Source organism: Bradyrhizobium manausense (assembly GCF_018129685.1).
Classification (GTDB): Bacteria; Pseudomonadota; Alphaproteobacteria; order Rhizobiales; family Xanthobacteraceae; genus Bradyrhizobium; species Bradyrhizobium manausense_D.
The window spans coordinates 213,595-231,281 of record NZ_JAFCLG010000008.1; the positions used below are offsets into that span (position 1 = coordinate 213,595).

A 17,687-nucleotide genomic window follows, 5' to 3' on the forward strand; every position below is an offset into this window, starting at 1 on the left:
ACGAGACACATGACCGCTGCCCTCCGTTTCGATCCGATCCGCCTGCCAGAGAAGTGCGAGCAATTACGCAAGGAAGTGCGCGCCTTTCTCGCGGACGAAATTGCCGCCGGCACCTTCGATCCGCACAAGCCCAACCGCGAAGACACCGACGCGCCGGAATTCTCCCGGCGGGTCGGCGCCAAGGGCTGGCTCGGCATGACCTGGCCAAAGAAATATGGCGGCCAGGAGCGCTCCTTCCTCGAGCGCTATGTCGTCACCGAGGAGATGCGCGTCGCCAACGCGCCGACACGGCGCTTCTTCGTCGCCGACCGCCAGAGCGGGCCGGTGCTGCTGAAATACGCCCCTGAACATATCAAGATGGACATCCTGCCGCGCATCTGCCGCGGCGAGGTCTGCTTTGCCATCGGCATGAGCGAACCGAACTCCGGCTCGGACCTGTTCGCGGCGAACACGCGCGCGACCAAGACCGATGGCGGCTATCTCATCAACGGCACCAAGATCTGGACCTCGTCGGCGCATATCGCCGACTACATGATCGCGATCTTCCGGACCTCGCCACCGACCAAGGAAAACCGCCGTCACGGCCTGACCCAGTTCCTGGTCAAGATGAAGCAGCCGGGCATCAAGGTGAACCCGATCGGCCAGATCACCGGCCAATACGAGTTCAACGAGGTCGTCTTCACCGACTTCTTCGTGCCTGACGATCACGTGCTCGGCGAAGTCGATGGCGCCTGGAAGCAGGCGACGTCAGAGCTTGCCTATGAGCGCTCAGGCCCCGAGCGCTTCCTCGAGACCTATTACGTGCTGACCGAGCTGGTCCGTGCGGTCGGCCCCAACCCGGATACGCGCAGCGCCGAAGGCATCGGCCGTCTGGTGGCGCAGCTCCACACCATGCGTCGCATGTCGGTCTCAGTGGCCGGCATGCTGCAAGCCGGCAAGGAGCCGGTGGTGGAAGCCTCCATCGTCAAGGACATCGGCACTGTCTGGGAGCAGCAGCTTCCGCACCGCGTGCGCGATCTTGCTGCCTTTGTCGAGGAGACCGCGACCAATCGCGAGACGCTGGAGCGGCAGCTCGATTTCGCCATCAAGACCGCGCCGAAACTCACCATCCAGGGCGGCACCACGGAAGTGCTGCGCGGCATCATCGCGCGCGGACTTGGCTTGCGCTGACGCGGATGAACGACGCTATCGCGACTCGCTCCGATCACTTCTCCCTATGGGAGAGGTAGTTCTTCGCTACGGATAGATCGAGCTATGAGAGGCAGAGAATGACCACCTACACAGATATCGGCGTCGAGAAAGTTGGACACGTCGGCACCATCGAGATCCGCCGCCCGCCGCTCAACTTCTTCGACATCTCGCTGATCAACCAGATCGCGGATGCGCTGGACGAGTTCGACCGGGACATCGAGATCCGCGCCTCCGTTCTCTCCGCGCAGGGCAAGGCGTTCTGCGCCGGCGCCAATTTTGGCGATCCGGCACGGCAGGCGCAGGAAGCGCAGGAAGTCGAGAAGAAGGCAAAGGGCGATCCAGCCGACAGCCTCGGACCGATCAACCATCTCTACATCCAGGCGGTGCGCATCTTCCGCGCCAAGAAGCCGATCGTCGCCGCCGTGCAGGGCGCAGCCATCGGCGGCGGCCTGGGTCTCGCCGTGTCGGCCGACTTCCGCGTCACCTGCCCCGAAGCGCGTTTCTCGGCGAACTTCACCAAGCTCGGTTTCCATCCCGGCTTCGGCCTGACGACCACGCTCCCCGAGCTGATCGGCAAGAACAACGCCGAGCTGATGTTCTACACCAGCCGCCGCGTCACCGGCGAAGAGGCTTACAGGTGGGGCCTCGCCAATGTGCTGGTGCCGCAGGAGCAGGTGAAGGCGGAGGCGATGAAGCTCGCCGGCGAGATCGCCGAATGCTCCCCGCTCGGCCTGCTCTCCACCCGCGCGACGATGCGCGCCGGGCTCGCCGATCGCGTGATGGCCGCAACCAATCACGAGCTCGCCGAACAGACCCGCCTGCGCGCCACGGAAGATTTCAAGGAAGGTGTGAAGGCGACGGAAGAGCGGCGCGTGGCGAATTTCAGGGGAAGGTAGTCTCTTTCTTCCTTCCCCTCTTTCAAACCGTCATCCTGAGGTGCGAGCCACGCGGTGCGCAGCACCGTGTGGAGAGCCTCGAAGGATGAACGGCCCGGCCGGTGGCCGTCGCCCTTCGAGGCTCGCCGAAGAGGCGAGCACCTCAGGGTGACGGATGACTCGCCAAGCAATCAACTAACGCGGAACGTCACACCACCCAGCAGGAATTCGTTCCCCGCCACCGCAAGCCCCTTCGCCTTGGCGGCGTGCAGCACGCTCGCGGCGTCCGCTACCCGAAACTCCAGCGCACTCATGATCTCGCCCTCGCCTTTCACGAAGCGGAAGGTCGCATTGGGCAATCTCAATTCGGCGTCGCCATCCGGCACAACACCGATGATCCTGCCCCAATGCTCCGCGAGCCCACGCGGATCGGGGCTCTGCATATCCACCGCCGTCAGCGCCTGCGTCACATCCTTGCGGATGAAATTCTGCCAATCCGGACCAGCGGGCGGATACGCGCCCAGAATATCGTCGCTGCCTTCGGTGTGGTTGAACTCGATGAAGGCGGCGCGGCAGTCGCGGGGGTGGAGCTGGACGCCGTGATAGGGCGCGTGGTCGATGACGTTGGCGGTACGCACGCCCATCGCATTCGCATGGCGCCCGCGCTCGTCCGGATCATCGCAGCAGAAGATCGCCATGTAGCCACCGCGACCACCGGTCTTCTCGATGAAGCGGCCGGCCGTGGTGCCGCCCTTGAACGGCGCGACGACTTCCAGCATGATCGTGTCGACCGGAAGCAGCGCGTTTTCCAGACCGTATTTGGCGACATTGCCGTCGCGGTAGCAGACGGCAAGGCCCATGATCTCGGCAATATCAGAGATGACGGGTGCGAGCTGCGGCGCGACCAGACAGATCTGTCGTAGCCGCATATAGGGCGCCATGGTCATGCGCCCTTGAAAGCCGGCTTGCGCTTTTCGACGAAAGCCTTTGCGGCCTCCTTGTGATCCTCGGTTTCGCTGCAGCGGGTGTGATGGATGGCTTCGCCGTCGAAGCAATCTTCCAGCGGCAGATGCTCGGCATTGTTGATGTTGCGCTTGATGAAACCGAGCGCGATCGACGGGCCCTGCGCCAGCGACATTGCGAGCTCGTGCGCGGCCGCATCGATCTCGGCATCGGGCACGACCTTGGTCACCATGCCGATGGCATGCGCTTCCCTAGCGGTCAGCACCGGCGAGGTCAGATAAAGCTCGCGCGCCCGGGCGCTGCCGAGCAGCTGGGTCAGGAAATAGGTGCCGCCGTAGTCTCCGGAGAAGCCGACCTTGGCGAAGGCGGTGGTGATCTTGCAGGATTCGGAGGCAACGCGGAGATCGCAGGACAGCGCCATCGAAAGGCCTGCGCCGGCCGCGGCACCATCGAGCTGCGCCACAACGGGTTTTGGCATCTGGTGCAGGATGCGCGAGACCTCCATGCCGCGGCGCAGGTTCGCCATCTTCACTTCGAACGGCAGTGGCGCGCGTCCGGCCGCCATCGATTTGACGTCGCCGCCGACGCAGAACGAGCCGCCCGCGCCCTTGAACAGCACCGCGCGCACCTCGGGATCGTCAGCAGCGCGCCGCGCCGCCTCGACCAATCCTGCGACCATCTCGGGATTGAGCGCGTTCTTCCGCTCGGGCCGGTTCATGGTGATGGTGAGAAGCCCGGTTTCGAGCTTTTGCAGGACCATGTCGTTCATGGGACGTCTCCCTTGTTGTTGTTTGACTGAGCTAACTCCACCGTCATTGCGAGCGCAGCGAAGCAATCCAGAGATGTTTCCGCAGAGACAGTCTGGATTGCTTCGTCGCAAGAGCTCCTCGCAATGACGGCGCGACTTCGTCACGCCGTCATTTCTTCACCAGCGGGCAGCGCGACTGCTCCAGCGACTGGAATGCCTCGTTGCCGGGGACGGTCGCCAGCAGCTTGTAGTCGTCCCAGCGGCCCTTGGACTCCGACGGCTTCTTCACCTCGAACAAATACATGTCGTGCAACATGCGGCCGTCCTCGCGGATCTTGCCGTTATGAGCGAAGAAGTCGTTGATCGGCGTCTCCTTCATGATCTTCATGACTGCGGCGGCGTCAGTCGTGCCGGCCGCTTTCACCGCCTTCAGATAGTGCGTGACGGAGGAATAGACGCCGGCCTGCGCCGAGGTCGGCGGACGCTTGACCCTCTCCTGGAAGCGCTTCGAAAAAGCGCGCGTCTCATCGTTCATGTCCCAGTAGAAGGCTTCCGCCAGCAACAGGCCCTGCGCGGTCTCGAGCCCGATCGAGTCGATGTCGGTGACAAAGGCCAGCAGCGGCGAGACCTTCTGGCCGCCCTTGGTGATGCCGAACTCGGCCGCCTGCTTGATCGCGTTGACGGTGTCACCGCCGGCATTGGCAAGTCCGATCACCTTCGCCTTCGAGGCCTGCGCCTGGAGCAGGAAAGACGAGAAATCCGACGTGTTGAGCGGATGACGGACGGCACCGAGCACCTTGCCGCCGGTCTTGATGACGACGGCGCTGGTGTCCTTCTCCAGGTCCTGGCCGAACGCGTAATCGGCGGTGAGGAAGAACCAGGTGTCGAGACCCGACTTCACGGCGGCGAGACCAGTCACGTTGGCTTGGCCGTAGGTGTCGAACACATAATGGACGGTGTAGGGACCGCAGGCCTCGTTGCTGAGACGGATCGAGCCCGGGCCGTTGAAGATGATGATCTTGCCCCGCGCCTTCGCGATCTCGCCGGCGGCAAGCGCGGTGGCCGAGGCCGCGACATCGTAGATCATCTCGACGCCCTGGTTGTCGAGCATATCGCGGGCAATGTTGGCGGAGAGGTCCGCCTTGTTCTGGTGGTCGGCGGCAAGCACCTGGATCTTGCGTCCGAGCACCTCGCCGCCGAAATCCTCCACGGCCATCTTGGCCGCGGTCTCGCTGCCGGGACCGGTGATGTCGGCATAGAGGCTCGACATGTCGAGGATGCCGCCGATCTTCAGGGGGGGCTTGTCCTGGGCCTGCGCAGCACTCGCGCCGAGGGCAAGCGCGGCGGCAAAAATGCCCGACAAAACATGCTTCATTGAAAACAACCTCCCTTGATCGCCTGACTCTGAATGGCGGCTTGATTATTGCTATTCCCGCGATCATGCCGCATGCGCAAGAGCGCAGCAAGCAGAAGCGCGATGCGCGCTTCGCGACGGCCTCGTGTTTTCCGCAAAGCGGAATGGTCTGAAGACGCAAGACGTTTCCAGATCGTCATCGCGAGCGCAGTGAAGCAATCCGGAATCATTCCGCGGAGGTCGTCTGGATTGCTTGGCTGCGCTCGCAACGACGGAGTGTGAGGAGGGCCTTCGCGACCCACCGCGCATGAGTTAAGGTCGAAACACCAACGCAACCTCTCCGGGTCTCGTGACGCAACGGCTTCCCCTCATCGTCGCATTTCTTCTCGCTGCAGGTCACGCGGCGTCTGCGACACCGTGCTGGTTCGAGGCACAAGGCGAAGGCCGCGTCGCAGCCATCGCCGACGCGCGCAGCGTACGTCTCGATGACGGCCGCGAAGTCCGCCTCACTGGTATCGAGGCAACGGCAACGACAAGGCAGGCGCTGACCTCGCTGCTCGTCGGTCGCGACATTGTCCTGCGCAGCAATGACGACACGCCCGACCGCTATGGTCGCCAGAGTGCGCTGTTATTCATTGGCGAAAGCGAGATCTCGGTCCAGGCCATGCTGCTCGTCCAGGGCGACGCCCTCGTCTCCGCCGAAGTCGCGGACAAGGATTGCGCGGCCTCCCTGATGGCGTCGGAGGCCGACGCGCGGCGCCAAAAAAAGGGCAACTGGGCTGACCCGTCGGCCATAAAAAACGCGGAAAGTCCGGACGATATTTTGGCCGGGATCGGGCGCTTTATGGTGGTCGAGGGCAAAGTCCTGTCGGTCCGGCAAGCTGGGGCAATGACCTACCTCAACTTCGGACGGAACTGGACACGCGGCTTTGCTGTGACTATTTCAAAGCGAGCGTTGCCGACGTTCGAAAGCGCCGGAGTGACCCTTAAGTCCCTGGAAAATCGTCGTGTTCGCGTTCGGGGCTGGGTTGAGGGGACTGCGGGACCGCGTATCGATGCGCGTCTCCCGGGACAGGTTGAATTGCTGGGCGCAAACGAGCCTATTGGGGTAAGGCCTTAAGGGCCGGGCACGGGTTAAACGACGTGATTGGGGTGCTAGAACAGCACAAAAAGGGCGAAGGACGCCGCCTGCGGGCTGCGCCGGCCGTGCTTTGCCTGTTGCTGGGCACGGGTCTTGCCGGTTGCGGCGACATGGGCCGGTTCCAGACCGCAACGGCTCCGCCGACCGTCGCGATGCCCAAGCCGAAGCCGGCCGTCGCCCAGACCCCTGCCACCGAGAAAGAGCACGAGCGCATCCTGGCGAGCTACGGCGGGACTTACGACGATCCCCGGCTCGAAGCACTGGTCAGCAAAACCGTCGACCGGCTGGTTGCCGCTTCCGATCGCCCCGACCAGGGCTACAGGGTCACCATCCTCAATTCCGGCGCGGTGAACGCGTTCGCCCTGCCGAACGGCCAGCTCTATGTCACCCGCGGCCTGCTTGCGCTGGCCAGCGACACCTCGGAATTGTCCTCCGTGCTGAGCCACGAGATGGCGCACGTGCTGTCCAAGCACGCAGCGATGCGCGAGGATCAGGCGCGCCAAGCCGCCATCGTCACCCGCGTCGTCACCGACATGAGCAACGACCCTGACCTCACCGCGCTCGCGCTCGCCAAGACCAAGCTGACCATGGCGAGCTTTTCGCGCAACCAGGAGTTCGAGGCCGACGGCCTCGGCGTCGGCATCTCCGCCAAGGCGCATTTCGACCCTTATGGTGCGGCTCGCTTCCTTTCGGCGATGGAGCGCAATGCCGAGCTGAAGGCCGGCAAGAGCTCGCTCGATCCGCGCGCGCAGGATTTCACCTCATCGCATCCGGCAACGCCCGAGCGGGTGCAGAACGCACAGGCCATCGCGCGGCAATATACGGCCCCCGAAGGCGGCGAGCGCGACCGCGAAAGCTATCTCGCGGCGATCGACAACCTCGTCTATGGCGAGGATCCCAGCGAAGGCTTTGTGCGCGGCAGGCGCTTCCTGCATCCGAAGCTCGGCTTCACCTTCCAGGCGCCCGACAATTTCACGCTCGACAACACCGCACAGGCGGTGATCGGCGTGCGCGAGGGCGGTTCGCAAGCGATGCGTTTCGATGTCGTGCGCGTGCCGGCCGAACAATCGCTCGGCGACTACTTGAACTCGGGCTGGATGGAGGGTGTCGAGAAGGCCTCGACCGAAGACATCACCATCAACGGCTTCCCGGCGGCATCTGCCACCGCCAAGGGCGACCAGTGGCAGTTCAAGGTCTACGCGCTGCGCTTCGGCAGCGACGTCTACCGCTTCATCTTCGCCACGCGGCAGAAGTCGACCGAGAGCGAGCGCAATGCGCGCGAGACCGTCAATTCATTCCGCCGCCTGACGCTCGAGGAGATCCAGGCCGCGCGTCCGCTGCGCATCAAGGTGATCACCGTGCAGCCCGGAGACACCGTGGAATCGCTGTCCCACCGCATGGCCGGCGTCGATCATCCCGCCGAACGCTTTCGCGTGCTGAACGGGCTCGATCGCAACGCGCAGGTCAAGGTACGCGATCGCGTAAAGATCGTGACGGATTGACGCGCGCCAAGCGCGCGTCATCCCGGGGCGCACTTGGCGCGAACCCGGGATCTCGAGCCACAAAGACACTGCCGCCCTACCGCGCCTTCTCCTTCAGATATGCGATGATATCGGCGCGGTCCTGGGCATCGGGCACGTCGAAGAACATCTTGGTTTCCGGTACCATGGCCTGCGGTCCGGTCAGCCACTTGTCGAGGTTCTCCTCGGTCCAGACGATCCCCGAGTTCTTCAGATCAGGCGAGTAGTCGTAGCCCGCGACGCTGCCCGCCTTGCGCCCAACCACGCCCCTGTGCATCGGGCCGACGCCGTTCTCGTTGATCGAGTGACAGTCGGCGCAGCCCTTGTAGAGGATCTGGCCGCGCGCGGCGTTGCCGGTGGCAAGGGCGGGGCCGGTTGTGCACAGAAGCGCAACCGAGATTGTGGCAAGAGCCAGACTTGTCGTGCTTCGCGGAAGGACGGAATTCGACCGGACGTTCATGTGATCTCCTGCTTGCGGCAGCAAACAGGATCGTGCGGCCCGGATTTTATTCCCGTCAGTTCGAGGATTCGCCTGCATCCATATCGCCGGCCTCGCGCTGGCCGCTGAGCCAGAGCGCGAGCAGGGTCCAGAACGCACCCGAGAGCAGGTAGGCACCGGAGGCGATGACGCCGAGATTGGTGGCGAGCAACAGCGCGACCAGCGGCGCGAAACCGGCGCCGAACAGCCAGGCCATGTCCGAGGTCAGCGCGGAGGCCGTGTAGCGGTACATCTGCTTGAAATTCGAGGCGATCGCGCCCGAGGACTGGCCGAAGGACAGGCCGAGCAGGATGAAGCCTATCACCATGTAGATGGTCTCGCCAAACGCGCCGGCGTCGAGCAGCTGCGGGGCGAAGCCGCTGTAAATCGCGATCGCGATCGCCGATCCCATCAGCAGCGACTTGCGGCCGACGCGATCGGCGATGATGCCGGAGAGCACGATGGCGACGACGCCGAACACGGCTGCGACGATCTCGATGATCAGGAAGCGCACCGGGCTTTCTCGGGTGAACAGGAAAACCCAGGACAGCGGAAACACAGTGACCATGTGGAACAGCGCGAAGCTCGCAAGCGGCGCGAACGCGCCGAGCATGATGTTGTGGCCTTCGCGGGCGACCGTGTCGGAGATGCGCGACGGCTGCAGTTCGCGGGTTTCGAACAGTGAGGCATATTCCTCGGTGGTCACCATGCGCAGGCGGGCGAACAGCGCCACGACGTTGATGGCGAAGGCGACGAAGAACGGATAGCGCCAGCCCCAGTCGAAGAAATCGTCGGCCGAGAGGTTACCGGCGAAATAGGCGAACAGCCCGCTCGCCACGATCAGCCCGAGCGGCGCTCCGAGCTGCGGCACCATCGCGTACCAGCCGCGCTTGGACGCCGGCGCGTTCAGCGCCAGCAGCGAGGCCATGCCGTCCCAGGCGCCGCCCCAGGCCAGACCCTGCGCGAGGCGCGCCAGCGCCAGCAGCCAGATTGCGGCAACGCCGATCTCGGAATAGCCGGGCAGGAACGCCAGCGCCACGGTCGCGGTGCCGAGCAGGAACAGTGCCGAGACCAGCTTGGCCGTCTTGCCGTATTCCCGGTCGACCGTCATGAAAATCACGGTTCCGATCGGCCGGGCCATGAAGGCCAGCGCGAAAATCATGAAGGAATAGAGGGTGCCGGTCAGCTCGCTCGTGAACGGGAACACCAGGCGCGGAAACACGATCACCGAGGCGATCGCGTAGACGAAAAAGTCGAAGAATTCCGAGGTACGGCCGATGATGACGCCAATGGCGATCTCGCCGGGACTGGCCTGGTCGTGGCCGTGCTCGCCCGAGGGGAGATCAACTATCGCGGGGTTATGTGCCGTCGCCATCGTGCGCCTTTTTAACGTCCTGGTAACCGAAGCCGGCCGCCCGGCGCGCGCCGGACAAACCGAGTTTGTTTTGCCCAACATCTCGCACTGCAACATTGGACAAATTGTCCAATGCCATCGCTGTTGCACCGCAGCTAACTATCTAAATCGCAAAGGAAACTCATTCTCAAAAGGCTCGGCCCGTGTCCCGTCTCAAGATTCTGGCGCTACTACCCCTGGCGGCTGCGCTCAGCGGCTGCAACTACGTGGTGCTGGCTCCCGCCGGCGATATCGCAGCGCAACAGCGCGACCTTGTCATCATCTCCACCATCCTGATGCTCCTGATCGTCGTCCCCGTGATGGCGCTGACGGTGCTGTTCGCCTGGCGCTACCGCCAGTCCAACAGCTCGGCCCGCTACGAGCCGGATTGGGATCACTCGACCAAGCTCGAGCTGGTGATCTGGTCGGCGCCGCTGCTGATCATCGTCTGCCTGGGCGCGCTGACCTGGATGGGCACGCATCTGCTCGACCCTTATCGCACGCTCGGCCGCATCCATGCCGACCGCGCGATCGACCAGTCCAAGGCGCCGCTCGAGGTTGACGTCGTCGCCCTCGACTGGAAGTGGCTCTTTATCTATCCGGACTATGGCATCGCCACCGTCAACGATCTGGCAGCTCCGGTCGATCGCCCGATCAACTTCCGCATCACCGCTTCCTCGGTGATGAACTCGTTCTACATCCCCGCACTCGCTGGCCAGATCTACGCGATGCCGGGCATGGAGACGAAGCTCCACGCCGTCGTCAACCACGCCGGCACCTTCAAGGGTTTTTCGGCCAACTACAGCGGCGCCGGCTTCTCCGGCATGCATTTCAACTTCCAGGGACTCGACGACAAGGGCTTCGACGCCTGGGTCGCGCAGGCCAAGTCGGCTGGCGGCTCGCTTGGTCGCGCCGAGTATCTCCAGCTCGAAAAGCCCAGCGAGAACGAGCCGGTGCGCCGCTGGGGCACGGTCGAATCCGATCTTTACCGCCTGATCCTCAACATGTGCGTCGAGACCGGCAAAATGTGCCAGAGCGAAATGATGGCGATCGACGCCAAGGGCGGCAACGGCCATGAGGGCCTGAACAACACCCTGCCGCTCTCCTACGACAAGTACGCCCGCCGCGGCACCGAGTTCGGTCCCGAGCCGAGCTTTGTTGCCGGCACCTGCACGCCGGATGCACCGCAAGGCCAGACCACGGCCGCGATCAAGGCGCCGCTCGACACCGCGCCGCTCATCGGCGCCGGCCTCAAGCGGCCGACCTTCTCGCCGCTGAAGTCCTCGTCCTTCTTCCTCGGACAGCGTCCCAAGTCCGATTCCTGAAGTCAGATTCCTAAAGGGATCCAGCATGTCTCCTGATCTTCTCAAGCTCATCTTCGGCCGTCTCGGCATCGACTCGTTGCCGCTGCACGAGCCGATCCTCGTCGGCACCTTCATCATGGTCGCTCTCGGCGGCATCACGTTGTTCGCCGGCGTCACCTATTTCCGCCTCTGGGGCTACCTGTGGCGCGAATGGTTCACCACCGTGGACCACAAGCGCATCGGCATCATGTACATGATCCTCGGGATCGTCATGCTGCTGCGCGGCTTCGCCGACGCGCTGATGATGCGCGCGCAACAGGCGCTCGCCTTCAACGGCTCCGAAGGCTTCCTGCCCGCCCATCACTACGACCAGGTCTTCACTGCCCACGGCGTGATCATGATCTTCTTCGTGGCGATGCCGCTGGTCACCGGCCTGATGAACTACGTCGTGCCGCTGCAGATCGGCGCACGCGACGTGTCGTTCCCGTTCCTGAACAATTTCAGCTTCTGGATGACGGTCGGCGGCGCGGTGCTGGTGATGGCGTCGCTGTTCATCGGCGAATTCGCCCGCACCGGGTGGCTCGCTTATCCGCCGCTGTCGAACATCGGCTACAGTCCCGACGTCGGCGTCGACTATTACATCTGGGCGCTGCAGGTCGCCGGCGTCGGAACGACGCTATCGGGCATCAACCTGATCTGCACCATCGTCAAGCTGCGCTGCCCCGGCATGACCATGATGAAGATGCCGGTCTTCACCTGGACCTCGCTCTGCACCAACATCCTGATCGTCGCCTCGTTCCCGGTCCTGACCGTTGTCCTCGCGCTGCTCTCGCTCGATCGCTACGTCGGCACCAACTTCTTCACGAACGATTTCGGCGGCAGCCCGATGATGTACGTGAACCTGATCTGGATCTGGGGTCATCCCGAGGTCTACATCCTGGTTCTGCCTGCCTTCGGCATCTTCTCGGAAGTGACCTCGACCTTCTCCGGCAAGCGCCTGTTCGGCTACACCTCGATGGTCTACGCCACGGTGGTCATCACCATCCTGTCGTACCTGGTCTGGCTGCACCATTTCTTCACGATGGGCTCGGGCGCCAGCGTCAACTCGTTTTTCGGCATCACCACGATGATCATCTCGATCCCGACGGGCGCGAAGATGTTCAACTGGCTGTTCACGATGTATCGCGGCCGCATCCGCTACGAGCTGCCGATGTTGTGGACCATCGCCTTCATGCTGACCTTCGTGATCGGCGGCATGACCGGCGTGCTGCTCGCGGTGCCGCCGGCCGACTTCGTCCTGCACAACAGCCTGTTCCTGATCGCGCACTTCCACAACGTGATCATCGGCGGTGTGGTGTTCGGCGCGTTCGCCGGCATCAACTACTGGTTCCCGAAGGCGTTCGGCTTCAAGCTCGATCCGTTTTGGGGCAAGCTGTCTTTCTGGTTCTGGGTTACCGGCTTCTACATGGCCTTCATGCCGCTCTACGTGCTTGGCCTGATGGGTGTGACCCGGCGGCTCCGCGTGTTCGACGATCCAAGCTTGCAGATCTGGTTCGTCATCGCCGCGATCGGCGCCGGCCTCGTCTTCCTCGGTATCCTCAGCATGCTGATGCAGTTCGCGGTCTCCTTCCTCAAGCGCGAGCAGCTCAAGGACGTCACCGGCGATCCCTGGGATGCGCGCACGCTGGAATGGGCGACCTCCTCGCCCCCGCCGGACTACAACTTCGCCTTCACCCCCGTCGTCCACGACAATGACGCGTGGTGGGACATGAAGAAGCGCGGTTATCAGCGTCCGCTCGTGGGGTTCAAATCGATCCATATGCCGAGGAGCACCGGCACGGGAATCATCCTCGCCGGCTTCGCCACCGCGATGGGATTTGGCCTGATCTGGTACATCTGGTGGCTGGCGGCGTTGAGCTTCATCGCGCTGCTCGCCGTCGGGATCGGTCACACCTTCAACTATCACCGCGACTTCGACATTCCGGCTGACGACGTCATCCGGACCGAAGACGCGCGCACCAAACTGCTCGCCGGAGCCAAGTAAATGACTGTCGCTGTCAATCCCGTCCAAACCGGCGAGCCGGTCTTCTACCTCGCCGACGAACATCCGCATCCGGAAGGCTACAGCACCTCGCTCGGCTTCTGGATCTATCTGATGAGCGACTGTCTCATCTTCGCGATGCTGTTCGCCGCCTTCGGCGTGCTCGGCGCCAACTACGCCGCCGGGCCCGCACCGAAGGATCTGTTCGATCTCGACCTGGTCGCAGTGAACACCTCGATGCTGCTGCTGTCGTCGATCACCTATGGTTTTGCCATGCTGACGATGCAGCAGAACAAGATCGCCCAGACGCAGATGTGGCTCCTGATCACCGGCCTGTTCGGCGCCGCCTTCATCGGCATCGAGCTCACCGAGTTCGCCCACATGATCCATGAGGGGGCCACGCCTCAGCGCAGCGCCTTCCTGTCTGCCTTCTTCACCCTGGTCGGCACCCACGGCCTGCACGTCTCCTGCGGCCTGATCTGGCTGGTGACCCTGATGGTGCAGGTCTGGCGCTACGGCCTGATCGAGGCCAACCGCCGTCGCCTGATGTGCCTGTCGATGTTCTGGCACTTCCTCGACGTGGTCTGGATCGGCGTCTTCACCTTCGTCTATCTCCTGGGAGTTCTGCGATGAACACCGACACCCACGCCGTCCACGCAGGCGACCATCACCACGGCGACGGTCACGCCCACAGCACGTTCTCGGGCTACATGCTCGGCTTCGTGCTCTCGGTGGTGCTGACCGCGATCCCGTTCTGGCTGGTGATGAGCGGTGCTCTGCCGAGCAAGCAGATCACCGCGCTGGTCATCATGGCCTTTGCGGTCGTGCAGATCGTCGTGCACATGATCTACTTCCTGCACATGAGCCCGAAGTCCGAGAACGGCTGGAGCATGATGGCGCTGATCTTCACCATCGTCATGGTGGTGATCGCGCTGTCCGGGTCGCTCTGGGTGATGAACCACCTCAACAGCAACATGATGCCGATCCACGAGATGACGGGAATGAAGTGAGCGATCTCGTGAGCCCAGCGGACGACGAACAGCGCAGCCCGGCTGCGGCTGCGCGGCCGTCCCTGTGGCTCACGGTTCTCTCGCTCACTGCTTTCGTCGTGCTGATGGCGCTCGGCGTCTGGCAGGTCGAGCGCCGCGCCTGGAAGCTGGCGCTGATCGACCGGGTCGAGCAGCGCGTTCATGCCCCGGCGCAACCGATCCCCGCACCCGCTTCGTGGCCCGCGGTCTCCGCTGCCAACGACGAATACCGTCACGTCAGTGTCACCGGCCGCTTTCTTCATGACCGCGAGACGCTGGTTCAGGCCGTCACCGAGGAAGGCCCCGGCTATTGGGTGCTGACCCCGCTTGAGCGCCGCGACGGCACGACTGTCCTCATCAACCGCGGCTTCGTGCCGTCCGAGCGGCGTGACCCGTCGACGCGCCAGGACGGCAATCCGAGCGGCCAGGTCGAGATCACCGGCCTCCTGCGCATCACCGAGCCGAAGGGCGGATTCCTCAGGGACAACGTCCCCCAGCACAACCGCTGGTACTCGCGGGACGTCGCAGCGATCGCCGCCGCCCGCGACCTCCGGAACGTCGCGCCCTTCTTCATCGATGCCGACGCCGGATCACAGGCCGCTCGCGGTCCAATCGGCGGATTGACCGTGATCCGCTTTCCCAATAACCACCTGATCTACGCGTTGACGTGGTTTGCCCTGGCTTTCATGCTGGCCGGTAGACTTTTCGTCACATTTCGCGGCGGGCCGTTCCGTCGCAAGAGAGCCTGGAGCGGCGGCGTCCAAGAACCGGCCGGCGGCCTAGACGCTTCCGCCTGCAGGACGGGATCAGATGCTGGAACGATCGTCGAACCGACCTGACGACGGGAACGCTTACGGCGAGGTGGCCGTCACGCTGCAGTCGCAGGCGGATGCGCGCAGCGAGCTGATCGGCACTGCGCCGACCGACGACGAGACCAACCGCAAGAACATGGCGCTGCTGATCCAGCTGCGCTGGACCGCGGTGGTCGGCCAGATCGTGACCATCGGCGGCGCGCATTTCTGGCTCGGCATTCCCCTGCCCCTCACCCGCATGGGCGCGGTGATCGGCGCGCTGGTGCTGCTCAATGTGTCGAGCCTGGTCTGGGTGCGCCATCGCGCAGCGATCACCAACAATGAGCTGCTGGTCGCGCTGATGCTGGATGTCGCCGCGCTGACCGCGCAGCTCTACCTCAGCGGCGGCGCCACCAATCCCTTCACCTCGCTGTTCCTGCTCCAGGTCACGCTCGGCGCTGTGTTGCTCGATGCCCGCTCGACCTGGTCGCTGGTCGCGCTGAGCTGCGCGAGCTTCGTGTGGCTGACCATCGCCTACCGGCCGCTCGATTTGCCGCCAAATCCGCTGAGCGAGACCTACACGCTCACCGTGACAGGCATGCTGCTGGGCTTCGTTCTCAACGCCGTGCTGCTGGTCGTTTTCGTCACCCGCATCAACAGGAACCTTCGACAGCGCGACGCGCATCTGGCGGCGTTGCGCCAGCACGCCGCCGAGCAGGATCACATCGTCCGCATGGGCCTGCTCGCCTCCGGCGCAGCGCACGAGCTCGGCACGCCGCTCGCCTCGCTCTCCGTCATTCTCAGCGACTGGCGCCGCATGCCCGACCTCGCCGCCGACCAGGAGCTTGCCGAGGATCTCACCGAGATGGAAACCTCGCTGCAACGCTGCAAGACCATCGTAACGGGAATTCTGGTGTCGGCCGGCGAGGCGCGCGGCGAGGGATCGTCGCCGACGACGGTGACGGCGTTCGTCACCGCGCTGGTCGAGGAATGGCGCGACGCCCGCTCGGCGCGTACGCTCTATTTCGTCAACACCTTTGGCGAGGACGTCGCGATCGTGTCCGACATCGCGCTGAAGCAGGTGATCTTCAACGTCCTCGACAATGCCTATGAAGTCTCGCGCGAATGGGTCGAGCTCGTTGCCGAACGCGAAGGCGACAATCTGGTGCTCTCGATCAGCGACCGCGGCCCGGGCTTTGCGCCGGAAATGCTGGCGCAGCTGGGAAAACCCTATCAGTCGAGCAAGGGCCGCGCGGGCGGCGGGCTCGGCCTGTTCCTGGTGGTGAACGTCGTGCGCAAGCTGGGGGGTAGCGTGACTGCCGAAAACCACAGAAAGCGCGGCGCCACGGTACGCCTGACCTTGCCGCTCACGACACTCGCGATCGGAGGCAGCTTTGACGCCTGACCGCTCGCTCATCGTCGTCGAGGACGACGAAGGCTTTGCGCGCACGCTGAAGCGCTCATTCGAGCGTCGCGGCTACGAGGTCGTGCTGGCCGCCTCGATCGAAGACGTCCGGACCGTCTTGGCAGGACGAACTTTCGGATACGCCGTGGTCGACCTCAAGCTCGGCGGCGCTTCGGGCCTTGCCTGTGTCGAGCTACTGCACACCCACGACGAAGACATGCTGATCGTGGTGCTGACCGGCTTTGCGAGCATTTCGACCGCCGTCGAGGCCATCAAGCTAGGCGCCTGCCACTATCTGGCAAAACCCTCCAACACCGACGACATCGAAGCCGCCTTCAACAAAGCTGAAGGCAATGCCGAGGTCGCGCTGGATGTGCGGCCGACCTCGATCAAGACGCTCGAATGGGAACGCATCCACCAGACACTGATCGAGACGGATTTCAATATTTCTGAGGCGGCAAGGCGGCTAGGCATGCATCGACGTACGCTGGCGCGCAAGCTTGAGAAGCGGCCGGTCAAATAGGCATGGGACGGAACTCCGGCGAGCTGGCCGATCTCCGAGAGAAGCAGCCTCAGGATCGGAGATTTGCAGATTGCGTTGCTCGGCGGCGACTACTTCTCCTGTTCTCCCCGGAAGACGATCGTGACGTCGATACCCTGCTGATCGATGCGCGGAATGACGTCAAAGCGGCAGCGCCTGGTTGCCCTGCATTCCGTCCGCCAAGTCGTCAGGTCGCCGTAGCTGTCAGCGATGACGAAGAAATCGTTGGGCTTCGAGAGCAGCGTCGCATTGAGATAGTAAGACACGTCCGCCGGAAGAGACGCGGCCATATCGAGGCTCAGGCGACTGGCGCCATCGGGATAATCCTGGCTCCAGCGCCGCTTCCAGCTGATGCTGCATGCTCCGTCGGGGAGTTTTGCAGTCGGAAGCATGAGATCGATGATGGGGTAGCCGCCGGCAATGTCGCTGTCCTCGTCGCCGGTCTTCGACAGGATCGCTGTATCCGGGAACGACCCGTCCTCCCTGCCCCACATGTGGACGGAGCGGGTGACGATGCGATAGCCATCCGGGACAAGCTGGGCTGGCAGGCCTGGTGTCACGGGCTCGGCAAGACACGCGGCGCGGAAGGCCGTCAACACATTGACGAGGCCGCGCAGATCCGCGGCATTTTGATGTTTGAACGCGATGCGTTCGGCCGATGCGGCAGGAAGGGTCATGCAGCATAGGAGGAGACTGGATTGAAGGACGCGGGAGATCGATTTGGCCATCGGTGAAAACTGCGTTGCCCATTGCTTTCATCAGTGCCTTCGGACCAGCTGTCGGTTCACCGGGACCGATGATGCAGCGAAGCGGCCCGTGACATGGGCGGTTCGCCGCGCCGGTAGGAAAACGCGCAGCCGAGCTGATGACCTCGCGGCCATGCATCGCTAGACTGTCGGGTACGGCGGCGACGG

General features: G+C 63.7%; 18 protein-coding genes. 12 read left to right on the forward strand and 6 right to left on the reverse strand.

What is annotated here, in order from left to right; translation table 11 throughout:
• Positions 1-9 precede the first annotated feature (9 nt).
• Both JQ621_RS20745 and JQ621_RS20750 read left to right on the forward strand, forming a co-directional pair.
• Entirely contained in the window at positions 10-1,170 is a 1,161-nt protein-coding gene (locus JQ621_RS20745; protein WP_212236524.1) for an acyl-CoA dehydrogenase family protein, read from the forward strand.
• A 98-nt stretch (positions 1,171-1,268) separates the two neighbouring features.
• Entirely contained in the window at positions 1,269-2,087 is an 819-nt protein-coding gene (locus tag JQ621_RS20750; protein ID WP_212236525.1) for an enoyl-CoA hydratase/isomerase family protein, read from the forward strand.
• 170 nt (positions 2,088-2,257) lie between these two features.
• Here JQ621_RS20750 and JQ621_RS20755 read toward each other — a convergent pair whose 3' ends face one another.
• The 3 genes from JQ621_RS20755 to JQ621_RS20765 form a co-directional block, all read right to left on the reverse strand.
• Positions 2,258-3,007, reverse strand: a complete 750-nt coding sequence (locus tag JQ621_RS20755; protein WP_212236526.1) for a VOC family protein — start codon at positions 3,005-3,007, stop codon at positions 2,258-2,260.
• A 2-nt stretch (positions 3,008-3,009) separates the two neighbouring features.
• Positions 3,010-3,798 (reverse strand): enoyl-CoA hydratase, encoded by a 789-nt coding sequence (locus JQ621_RS20760; protein ID WP_212236527.1) that lies wholly within the window; start codon positions 3,796-3,798, stop codon positions 3,010-3,012.
• A gap of 148 nt (positions 3,799-3,946) precedes the next feature.
• Positions 3,947-5,152, reverse strand: a complete 1,206-nt coding sequence (locus JQ621_RS20765; protein ID WP_212236528.1) for an ABC transporter substrate-binding protein — start codon at positions 5,150-5,152, stop codon at positions 3,947-3,949.
• Between JQ621_RS20765 and JQ621_RS20770 the strand changes: the two genes are divergently transcribed.
• The 3 genes from JQ621_RS20770 to JQ621_RS20780 all read left to right on the forward strand — a co-directional run bounded on the left by JQ621_RS20770 (position 5,152) and on the right by JQ621_RS20780 (position 7,774).
• Positions 5,152-5,304, forward strand: a complete 153-nt coding sequence (locus JQ621_RS20770; protein WP_212236529.1) for a hypothetical protein — start codon at positions 5,152-5,154, stop codon at positions 5,302-5,304. The genes JQ621_RS20765 and JQ621_RS20770 overlap by 1 nt on opposite strands.
• Before the next feature lie 176 nt (positions 5,305-5,480).
• Complete coding sequence (locus JQ621_RS20775; RefSeq protein ID WP_212236530.1) at positions 5,481-6,251, forward strand: thermonuclease family protein; 771 nt, start codon at positions 5,481-5,483, stop codon at positions 6,249-6,251.
• A 23-nt stretch (positions 6,252-6,274) separates the two neighbouring features.
• Positions 6,275-7,774 (forward strand): M48 family metalloprotease, encoded by a 1,500-nt coding sequence (locus JQ621_RS20780; protein WP_464165371.1) that lies wholly within the window; start codon positions 6,275-6,277, stop codon positions 7,772-7,774.
• A 76-nt stretch (positions 7,775-7,850) separates the two neighbouring features.
• On the opposite strand, the gene JQ621_RS20785 is transcribed toward JQ621_RS20780, so the two are convergent.
• The gene (locus tag JQ621_RS20785; RefSeq protein ID WP_212236531.1) at positions 7,851-8,252 is read right to left on the reverse strand and encodes a c-type cytochrome; all 402 of its coding nucleotides are present in this window, start codon (positions 8,250-8,252) and stop codon (positions 7,851-7,853) included.
• A gap of 55 nt (positions 8,253-8,307) precedes the next feature.
• The gene (locus tag JQ621_RS20790; RefSeq protein WP_212236532.1) at positions 8,308-9,645 is read right to left on the reverse strand and encodes an MFS transporter; all 1,338 of its coding nucleotides are present in this window, start codon (positions 9,643-9,645) and stop codon (positions 8,308-8,310) included.
• A 182-nt stretch (positions 9,646-9,827) separates the two neighbouring features.
• Between JQ621_RS20790 and cyoA the strand changes: the two genes are divergently transcribed.
• Genes cyoA through JQ621_RS20825 form a run of 7 tightly spaced genes read left to right on the forward strand, consistent with a single transcriptional unit; the run spans position 9,828 to position 16,755 of the window.
• Positions 9,828-10,988 (forward strand): ubiquinol oxidase subunit II, encoded by a 1,161-nt coding sequence (gene cyoA / locus JQ621_RS20795; RefSeq protein ID WP_212236533.1) that lies wholly within the window; start codon positions 9,828-9,830, stop codon positions 10,986-10,988.
• Positions 10,989-11,013: 25 nt separating this feature from the next.
• The gene (cyoB, locus tag JQ621_RS20800; protein WP_212236534.1) at positions 11,014-13,011 is read left to right on the forward strand and encodes a cytochrome o ubiquinol oxidase subunit I; all 1,998 of its coding nucleotides are present in this window, start codon (positions 11,014-11,016) and stop codon (positions 13,009-13,011) included.
• Positions 13,012-13,641: a cytochrome o ubiquinol oxidase subunit III gene (gene cyoC / locus JQ621_RS20805; RefSeq protein WP_212236535.1), complete on the forward strand. Its 630-nt coding sequence runs from the start codon at positions 13,012-13,014 to the stop codon at positions 13,639-13,641.
• Positions 13,638-14,018, forward strand: a complete 381-nt coding sequence (gene cyoD / locus JQ621_RS20810; protein ID WP_212236536.1) for a cytochrome o ubiquinol oxidase subunit IV — start codon at positions 13,638-13,640, stop codon at positions 14,016-14,018. Before cyoC ends, cyoD begins: the two co-directional genes overlap by 4 nt.
• 8 nt (positions 14,019-14,026) lie before the next feature.
• Positions 14,027-14,875, forward strand: coding sequence for an SURF1 family protein (locus tag JQ621_RS20815; RefSeq protein ID WP_312015428.1), 849 nt, complete (start codon positions 14,027-14,029; stop codon positions 14,873-14,875).
• On the forward strand, positions 14,847-16,232 hold the full coding sequence (locus JQ621_RS20820; RefSeq protein ID WP_212236537.1) for an ATP-binding protein: 1,386 nt from the start codon (positions 14,847-14,849) through the stop codon (positions 16,230-16,232). The genes JQ621_RS20815 and JQ621_RS20820 overlap by 29 nt, the downstream gene beginning before the upstream one ends.
• Entirely contained in the window at positions 16,222-16,755 is a 534-nt protein-coding gene (locus JQ621_RS20825) for a response regulator transcription factor (protein WP_212236538.1), read from the forward strand. Before JQ621_RS20820 ends, JQ621_RS20825 begins: the two co-directional genes overlap by 11 nt.
• An 89-nt stretch (positions 16,756-16,844) precedes the next feature.
• On the opposite strand, the gene JQ621_RS20830 is transcribed toward JQ621_RS20825, so the two are convergent.
• On the reverse strand, positions 16,845-17,450 hold the full coding sequence (locus JQ621_RS20830) for a hypothetical protein (RefSeq protein ID WP_212236539.1): 606 nt from the start codon (positions 17,448-17,450) through the stop codon (positions 16,845-16,847).
• Between the last annotated feature and the right edge of the window lie 237 nt (positions 17,451-17,687).